The 8,161-nt window shown below is 57.9% G+C and carries 5 protein-coding genes and 4 pseudogenes; 2 read left to right on the plus strand and 7 right to left on the minus strand.

The features are described from left to right. Window positions 1-393 precede the first annotated feature (393 nt). The 5 genes and pseudogenes from IC50_RS41850 to IC50_RS41855 all read right to left on the minus strand — a co-directional run bounded on the left by IC50_RS41850 (window position 394) and on the right by IC50_RS41855 (window position 5,378). Window positions 394-621 carry an IS3 family transposase gene (locus tag IC50_RS41850; RefSeq protein WP_370091571.1) on the minus strand — a complete coding sequence of 76 codons (228 nt, stop codon included), beginning with the start codon at window positions 619-621 and terminating at the stop codon, window positions 394-396. A gap of 8 nt (window positions 622-629) precedes the next feature. After that, a complete protein-coding gene (locus IC50_RS37405) occupies window positions 630-929 on the minus strand; it encodes a transposase (RefSeq protein WP_011084772.1) in 300 nt (99 codons plus the stop codon). A 205-nt stretch (window positions 930-1,134) separates the two neighbouring features. Next, on the minus strand, window positions 1,135-3,453 hold the full coding sequence (locus IC50_RS37410) for a S9 family peptidase (RefSeq protein WP_011084771.1): 2,319 nt from the start codon (window positions 3,451-3,453) through the stop codon (window positions 1,135-1,137). Between the two features lie 776 nt (window positions 3,454-4,229). Further along, a pseudogene (locus IC50_RS37420) lies at window positions 4,230-4,810 on the minus strand (IS6 family transposase); the annotation flags it as partial. 427 nt (window positions 4,811-5,237) lie between these two features. Continuing rightward, the gene (locus IC50_RS41855; RefSeq protein ID WP_154694111.1) at window positions 5,238-5,378 is read right to left on the minus strand and encodes a hypothetical protein; all 141 of its coding nucleotides are present in this window, start codon (window positions 5,376-5,378) and stop codon (window positions 5,238-5,240) included. Between the two features lie 362 nt (window positions 5,379-5,740). Between IC50_RS41855 and IC50_RS39905 the strand changes: the two are divergent. Next, window positions 5,741-5,947 (plus strand): annotated as a pseudogene (locus IC50_RS39905) (IS256 family transposase); the annotation flags it as partial. 695 nt (window positions 5,948-6,642) lie between these two features. Here the strand turns inward: IC50_RS39905 and IC50_RS37445 are convergent. Further along, the gene (locus IC50_RS37445) at window positions 6,643-7,380 is read right to left on the minus strand and encodes a glycoside hydrolase family 12 protein (RefSeq protein WP_014497847.1); all 738 of its coding nucleotides are present in this window, start codon (window positions 7,378-7,380) and stop codon (window positions 6,643-6,645) included. A gap of 293 nt (window positions 7,381-7,673) precedes the next feature. On the opposite strand from IC50_RS37445, the pseudogene IC50_RS43615 reads away from it, so the two are divergent. Then, window positions 7,674-8,003 (plus strand): annotated as a pseudogene (locus tag IC50_RS43615) (IS256 family transposase); the annotation flags it as partial. A gap of 34 nt (window positions 8,004-8,037) precedes the next feature. On the opposite strand, the pseudogene IC50_RS41860 reads toward IC50_RS43615, so the two are convergent. Beyond that, a pseudogene (locus IC50_RS41860) lies at window positions 8,038-8,161 on the minus strand (IS110 family transposase); the annotation flags it as partial.

An 8,161-nucleotide genomic window follows, 5' to 3' on the forward strand; every position in this document is an offset into this window, starting at 1 on the left:
CCAATTCGGCTTATTAACGATCGACTCACCACGCTCATTGGAGAACGTAGAGGTTTCTCAACCTCCGAGCTAAGCTCGGATCCTCCGCGCGAGCTACGGAGGGTTCAGTTCGAGAAGCTGATTGACGCGCTCGAAAACAACAGCCCGGCGAAATCGACACTCACCTTTGCAATTTACCGGCCGAGCCAAGAGCCGCTTCGAAGGCATTGCGTTGGTCAAGTGTCCAGAGATCTCAGAATGGGGCGCTAGCTTCCGAGAAGCTGACGAGCCTCGGCCCAATGCTTGGTTCGATGTTGAGAACGCCGTCGAGTTTTAACCGGCAGGGGTGCTAGCGGCAGCAACAGCTGAACGGTGAATGTCCCGTATGATCTTCCCCCAAAAAATTAGACGGGTTTAGGCGACGTTTAGCTCCATCTCGATCGGGGCGATATATCCCACGGCGGAATGGAGCCTTGTTCGGTTATAGAAGCCCTCGATGAAGGCGAAGATATCACGCTGGGCGTCGGCGCGGGTCTTGTAGTTGCGATGATGAACGAGTTCGGTCTTCAAGGTATGGAAGAAGCTATTGCGCCTCCAATAAGCTGACGGCCGCTGCCCTCCCGGCCGCAGAGAATAGCACAAGGCTGTTTCTAACCCGCGCAGCGTGCAACGGCTCTGGACAGTTTTTTAAAATGTCGCGCTCGTTCGGTCTCCTGGCGCAGCCGGGCGATCTCCGAAGCCTGGTCCGCCGACATCGGCGTCACCTGCGTGGTGGGGCGCCACCTCGCCGATGCCGGCTCCTGCCGGAGCTTGTCGACCCAGCGCCGCAGCACCGAGTCGCGCAGACCGAGCTCCTTGGCCACCGACGTGACCGTGCGACGGCTGGACACCACCAACTCGACGGCCTGGCGCTTGTACTCCTCGGTAAATGACCGACGTTGACGTTCCATTCGACACCTCCGGGCTCAATGAGCCTACTACAGGTGTCCACTCATTCGGAGGAGGTTCAGCGCCTGTCCCAAAACTCCCAAAGAGTCATAGATGACTGTGCTTTTGCTTACTAATGCTGAGAGACAAGCGAAATCGGAGGGCGCTCGTTCGAGTCGCCACGGCGTTGGACCTAAATGATGATAGCTCTTCGCGCAATCATGGCCCTTAATTGGGTTTCAGCAGCTCAATCGGTAGGGCGTTCCAGTTAGGTGGTATCTGCCCAAGAATATTGCGAACGAAGAAGTCCAGAAGCTTGAGCTCGCTATAATTGCCGGGCGCTCCGTGATCTGCACTGGGTACCACAAGCATGTCGAAGTATTTTCCTGCCTTGATGAGCCGATCAGCCATCTGGAAGGTAGAGGACGGATCGACATTGCGGTCCATTTCGCCGACAACGAGCATCAACTTACCCTGTAGTCTGTGGGCGTTGTCGATGGCGGAGGACAGCGAATATTCGATACCAACCGGCCAACCCATCCACTGTTCATTCCACCATATCTTGTCCATCCGGTTGTCGTAACAGCCGCTGTTAGCCACCGCCACCTTGTAAAAATCAGAATGGAAGAGCAGCGCGCTCACCGCGTTCTGCCCGCCGGCGGACCCGCCAAAAATGCCGACGTTCGAAATATCGTACCATGAATACTTCGCGCTCGCCGCCTTATGCCATAGAATCCGATCGGGAAAGCCGGCGTCCTTTAAATTCTTCCAGGCAATGTCGTGGAACGCGCGCGAGCGATTGTTCGTACCCATTCCATCGATCTGAACGACGATAAACCCCATTTGGGTGAGCGGCTCAACCAAGGCCGAGAACGACTTCGGAACGAAAGAACCCGTAGGGCCGGCATAGATGTTTTCCACCACCGGGTATCTCTTGTTTCGATCGAAGTTGAGGGGCTTGTGAATAACCCCCCATATATCGGTCTCGCCGTCCCGGCCCTTGGCATGGAAGCTGAGGGGCGGCTGCCAGCCGGAGGCGATGAGTTCCGAGATATCGGCGCTCTCAACCTGCATCAGCTCGGCATTATCACTGGCGCGATACAGCGCCAAGCGCGGCGGGACATCGATGCGTGACCAAAGGTCGACATAGTAGCGGCCGTTAGGCGAAAACTCAATGTGATGGTTGGCCGGTTCAGGAGTGAGCGCGGTCAGTCCGTTCCCATCGAAGTCGACACGGTAAGCATGGACAAAATAGGGATCTTCCCCTTTGTCCCTCCCGCTCGCACCAAACCAAATCTGGCGCTTGACCGGATCGACGTAGTAGACCGCGCGAACCACCCAATCTCCTCTAGTGATCTGGTTTTTGAGCTCGCCGGTTCGGCCATCGAAGAGGTACAGATGCTCGTATCCATCGCGCTCGGACGCCCAGATGATCTCCTTTCCGTCCTCAACGTCGTAGCGGAAGAACTTTCCAGTTTTCTGCTGGTCCATCACCAGAGGCTGGTAATCGATGAAGGTAATGCTGCGCTCATCAATCAGAGAGCGCACCTTACCCGCAGCAGCTTCCACCTCGACAAGTCGATAGAGTTGGTGCCCGCGCTGATTATACTCGAAGGTGAACCCGCGACCATCCTTCCACCACTTGATCGGCGAAAGGTGGTAGGGATTTGGAAAGGAAGCATTGTCGATTTCAATCTTGCTCTGCATGATGATGTCAAACAGCACCGGCTGGAGCAGCGGCAAGGCATCACCCGGCTTCGGATACGTCATCGTCGAATATCTAGGTTGAAGCTCGTCCGTCGGGGACGATTCGATGTAGTGGATCTGACGTTTGTGGCCTGGACGGATGCGGTAAGCCGCGAGGTGACGCGAATCTGGAGACCATCTTAGCGTCGAGAAAGCATAGTAGTTGCCTTCCGATCCGTCCCAGGTCAAAGGGATGTCCTGCAAGCCGTCCTCGCTGCGCAGGAAGATATTGTATTTTGTAGTATAGGCCAACCATTTGCCGTCAGGGGATATGCTTGTGTTCTCCGGATCGTTCTCCGCGGGCGGAGTGGGGTCATAGCCCATCTGTTGATGGACGTCCGGGTGCATGGCATTGGCTGTGCAGCCATAGCTTACGAGGTCGCATGTCCACCGGGTGTTGTCGATGTTGAAGGTGATCATGCGAGCATCGTCGGCCAGCTCGAAACGGTCGAACGGCAGATTGTCGGCCTTATAGTTCTCGAGGCTTGCCCTGGCCAGCGCCGCCGCGAGGCGGGTATGATCAAAAGCCGGCTGCTTTCCGCCAGTGGCAGCATCGACCTGCATGAACTGGTGCTTGCCTTGAGTCGTCCGTCGGTAGACGAACGCTTCGCCCTCTGCGAGCCAGAACGGAACGTCGGGCATATTGACAGTGAGCTGGTTATATTGAGCGCCGATCGTTAGCGCTCGCTCGTAATCGGACGGCACCAGCAGCGGCTTTGCAATGTTGTCGGCCGGAGCCTGCGCGGCTGCCAATCCCTGCTGACCCAGCAGCGCAAGCATGAAAGCGCCGAGCTTGTACATGATCGTTCACTCGTCCTCGTTGTGTGGGGATAACGGAGGCTGGGGTTGACCTCACGAAATTGGCGCAGCTGCGTTCAGTGTCTCCTCCAAAGCCCAGCACTGACCCTTGCGCACAAAGCGTCCTAAACGTTGCACGCAAGTCTTGGGCCAGAATCAGGCTCCGATCTCCCAGACACCTGAGTGGGCGACTGGGCGGCACGGTCTAAAGCTGTGATCACCGCTCTGGCCCCCGGCCAGGGATGCAGGGGTATGGACGACGTCGCCATAGATAGATGGGCCTAGGGGTCACTGAAGATGTCCGGCATAGCCGCCACCGCCGTGCACGCCAATATAATTCCCGGTCCAGCTCCACAGTGTCGGATGAAACCTTCACCGCTGGATCGAGATCCGCCGAATTCGCGCCACCGCAAGCGGCAAGCGTAACTGCTGCCGCGCCCCGTATAAGAACTCCAGGTCGCATATCACCTCACGAACAACACATGTGCGCGCCATCCGCAACGACGTTCGATGTCGTGGCGTCGCTTCTACGCCCCTGGTGGTGAGCAGACTCCATGCCAGCGAAGCGATGCGCATTCCCGACGGCTTCCGATAGCTATGTCGCTTACGCGACAAGGCTAGCGATTGTTGAGGCAAGCCGTATGTCTGACCTCGAACACACCAGAACGTCCTGCCGTAGCGGCCGATCAGCTTTGCGGGCTGCATCTCGGTCTTCGTCGGCCATGATGCAAGAAGGCCAAGGAAGAACGTGTGGGCGACGCATGGATGGCATCGTCAACTTAATCGACCGCCGAGACGAAGGAGGCGATTTTCAAAGGTCCGAGATTCGGCGATAGCGCTTGTCGCGGAGATTTCGCGCCAAGTCGCAAAGGCTCGTTCGCGCGAAGCACGACGGAGGTCGGCGGCGACAGCTCCGAGATAGGGGATGCGGAAACGTTCGCGACCTGATCGTGAACTGACTAAAACCGTTGAGCCTGATGGGGCGCTTTGAAACGCTTCATGATCCGCTCGCGTCGCCGCGTCTGCCGATGAGAATTCTCGGCGCGATTGTTGAGAGTTTTGTGCGGGCGATGTCCGACGTGAAAGCCCATGCTCGCCCTCGCAGCGCCGTACGAACGGAGCTTGTCCGTGATCATCACGCGCAGCGGCGTGCCGGCGGATTCAAGCGCTTCTTCATGAGCCGCTGCGCAGCGCGCGAGTCTCTTCGGGGCTGGATCAAGACGTCGAGAACGAAGCCATTCTGGTCGACAGCGCGCCAGAGCCAATGTTGTTCGCCCGCGATCGAAATAACGACCTCGTCCAGATGCCATTTGTAACCGCGAGCGGAAGCGCGCTGGCGGATGCGATCGGAGAACGCCTTTGCCATGGTCGGTGTTGTAAATCTCCGGCGTGCCGTACGTCGCCGCGCCTCGTCCAGAGCCGCCACGCAGAACGAGACGTCCATCGTATTCGACAGCCGCCACGCCAGAACCGCACGGCTCGCTCAGTCGATGATGGCGACGAGATAGAGAAAGCCGCGGCCGATGGGCAGATACGTGATGTCGGCCGCCCACACCTGGTTCGGCCGGTCGATCGTTCATGTTGCGCAGCAGATCGGGACAGAGATCTTGTGGCCCGGCGCCGGCTTTGTCGTGTTCGGCTTCGGTCCCAGCGCGGCGATGCCCATCTTGCGCATCAACTGTTGCACGCGCTTGCGATTGACCGCAAGCCCCTCAGCCTCAGCATCGCGGTCATTCGCCGCGAGCCCAGGAATGGCCAGGCGGTGATCAGCTCGTCGATCCGCTGCATCAGGGCAAGGTCGTTGAATTGGCCGGCTGTAGCGGCCGGTAGACGCTAGAACGGGCGATGCCGAGCAACATGCATTGCCGACGGATCGACAGCGCCTGGTCGACGCGCTCGAGCATTCCTCGACGGTCCGGCGTGCTCATCTTCCGGACCTCCGCGCTAAAAACTCGCGCTCGACCGTCAGTTTGTCCGATCTTGGCGTGCAGCTTCTCGATCTCGCGTTCGCGCGTTTCCTTCGCTCTCGCGCCCGACACCCACGTCAAAAGCCGGGCCGCCTGGTCCAGCAGCTGCTTCTTCCAAGCATAGATCTGGTTCGGTGAACCTCATAGCGCTGGGCCAGATCGGCAGCCGTCGCCTGCTCCCGCACCGCTTCCAGTGCGATCTTTGCCTTCAACACCGCGTCGATCTTCCGTCGCGTCTTCTTCGTCATCATGCCCTCCGTCGATCAAACGGAGCGGCCCTTTTCCAACCTGGCCTCTCGTCCCAAAACCGGGGTCCATTTCAGGGCACCATTCGCCGGGTCACGCGCAACGTCAAACGCCGGCGGGATGCCGGTATGACCTTGCGATGGGTCGCGGCCGGCATGATCGAGGCCAACAAGGGTTTCCGATGATTGAAGGCGCATAAGAAATCGTCGGTTCTGCGTGCGGCCCTTCAAGCTCACCACGATCGCATGACGATCAAGCCCGTTGCCCACGTCACGAGCGCGGCGCTCAACAGCGATCGGGACATCTCCCGCTACCTTCGCTCACGAAAGGTCGCGCAGCGGGCATTGATCGTTCTCACCCAACTCGGCGAGGTGCGGAATGGCCCGTTTCAAGAACAGTGCCGAAAGTTCGGTGGTGATGCGAAAATCCAAAATTGCGTATTTCGCTCGCTATTTCTTTGAGCTTGTGAAAAACGGGCGCACTGCAAGGTAGGAGCAGCGGCACAGCTTTCGTCCGTTAGAATTGCTGGTCGTCCCACGACATGTTTCTCTCCTCGGGGGATTGCGAACGAAGATCGAGGGCGACTAGGCGAAGAGTCCACTTCTCGACGTCGCCCCCGCAACAAACCACCCAGCCCCCGACGGGCTGCCCACGCAGCGTGAGCATTGTGCGAATCGATTTTCGTCCGGTGCGATCAGCTCCACATGTTTGCTAGGGAGCTGTCGCATTGCCTGGCCGAAAATGTTCCTGAACTGAGTTGTTGCCTCACGTAATTTTCTCTCCACCGCTGGTAGCGCCAGATCCGTCACCTTTGATTGTTCTCGCAGCGGCTCCAAGGCGATCTTTGCCTTCAGCGCTGCTTCGATTTTCCGTCTCGTTCTTCTTCATGGTCTCCGTTTATCAAAACAAAACGGCATCCGCACCATCTGAGCCGCCGGTCCAAAATCCGATGCCACTTCACCTCACCGACCGTGGGTACTCACCTCGATGTCAGGGTCCAATTATTGAAGTTGAAGTTCATCCCACCTGGAGAGGAGGTGATCTCAACGCCGTATTGGACGTTGCCGACGTTTATCTCCCCAAAGTACCCTTTAGACTTGATCCACTGCAGGACACTCTTGATATCCACCGTCCCACTGTTGGTCTTCGAAGTGCGCAGGAATGAGATGACCTTATGGTGATTTTCTCCTTGAAACACGTTCCAAGTCGCTCCGCCTACATCGACATTTGTGTAGATCGGTATCGCCGCCCCGGAAGAAGCGTACTTGTAAGAAATGGGCTTGACGTTGCCGCCACCATCGGGATTGCCGGTGTAATTCGTCCAGAGCATTATCTCATACTGATTTGAGCTATCCCAGATATCGTAGGCGACGTCCCAGGCGCCGCTAGTCGGAACTTCCTGATTGAAGTTCGAGATCAGAGTGTTGATCGAACTGAGCGGTTTGCCGACATTGAAACCCTCGTGGGGATAGCTCTTGATGCCACCAGTATCAGGCTGGTTCGACCACACCCCCCACTGGTTGACAGCACTCACCGAGATAGTCTGGGGTCCTGCGCCCCTGCCCCATACGTCGTTGTTCCAACTGTAGCCATCGATTGAAAAGCTCCCGTATTGAGCGCTCGAACTCCATATCGGAGCTTTTGCCGATATTGGCACAAGCGCAACACTGGCCGCACTCAGGGCCGCAAACACCTTTAGCTTTGACACGCTCGCCATTCTCAATCTCCAACCTGACCTTTGCCCGCTCGCCCCTCGCAAGAGTTGGGCCATTATGCGCAGAGCCAGACGTGCTATTTTTCTCGCGCTCCGGGTTGCGTTCCCGACAGGCTGGCGGATTTCAGACAGGGTCCCGCCGCAGGATTGGTTGGAATTGAAAGCGGCGTAGTCTCTGAGGTGATCAACCTCGAATCATCCGCCGTTTGGAGCGCCGGATCGGAGACCATGCCATGACCAGCAATGTCACAAAGATGCATTTCCCCGCCGTGTGAAAGAGAGACGGCTCCGCAGCTTTTCGAAATTGGTTCGATCCGGTTGAAACGGCGGTGCGGAAACCAACGCGGGAACTCATTAGAGGAATTGCTCCGCAGCGAGCTCGATGCGGCCCTTGCGCGGCCGCGCTACGGACGCGGCATGAAGGCCGGCCATGAGGGAACGCCCCGTTACGGGCATCGACACGGCAGCCAGCCGCGGTCGCTGACCGGTAGCTTCGGGTCGATTAAAATCGCGGTCCCGCGTGCGCGGCTTGACACCCGCGATGGGGGACGACCGAATGGAAGAGCCAATTGCTGCGGGCTTGCAAGGATCGCCTCAGCCCTGCCGAAGTAGACATCGACAGGAGTGAGGTTGTCGATGCTCTCATGATAGCGGACGTGATTGCAGTGTTCGACGAACCGGGACGAAGCGCATGGTATTGCGCGCGACAGCTTCGCTGATCGCCTCTGCGTCGGCAGCATCAGTCTTCCCGCGCTTGAGTAGAGTCGAGGAGAGGCGCGGTGAT

This window comes from Bradyrhizobium genomosp. I (2014), from assembly GCF_000261685.1.
Taxonomy (GTDB): domain Bacteria; phylum Pseudomonadota; class Alphaproteobacteria; order Rhizobiales; family Xanthobacteraceae; genus Bradyrhizobium.